This window comes from Neisseria sp. HMSC065C04 (assembly GCF_001815375.1).
In the GTDB taxonomy this organism is placed as follows: Bacteria; Pseudomonadota; Gammaproteobacteria; order Burkholderiales; family Neisseriaceae; genus Neisseria; species Neisseria flavescens_D.
On sequence record NZ_KV820407.1, the window covers coordinates 1 to 234 of the forward strand.

The 234-nt window shown below is 53.8% G+C and carries 1 protein-coding gene; it reads left to right on the forward strand.

Features of this window, described 5'->3' with window-relative positions; all coding sequences use genetic code 11:
• The coding region (locus HMPREF3022_RS04560) for a hypothetical protein (RefSeq protein ID WP_141756496.1) at nt 1-234 on the forward strand (234 nt) is incomplete at both ends.

Sequence of the window (234 nt, forward strand, 5' to 3'; positions counted from 1 at the left end):
CCAACGTAGCCGCCGGTACCGAAGATACCGACGCCGTTAACTACGGTCAGCTGAAAGAGACCAACGCCAATGTGGCCAAAGGTCTGAACATTGCCGCCGACAACGGTAACGACGACAACGTCCAACTGGGCGAAACCGTTGCTTACCGCAGCAGCGACAAAAACATCGTGACTACCGTGTCCGACAACCAGATTGACTTCAAACTGGCCAAAGACATTACCGTTGACAGCGTCA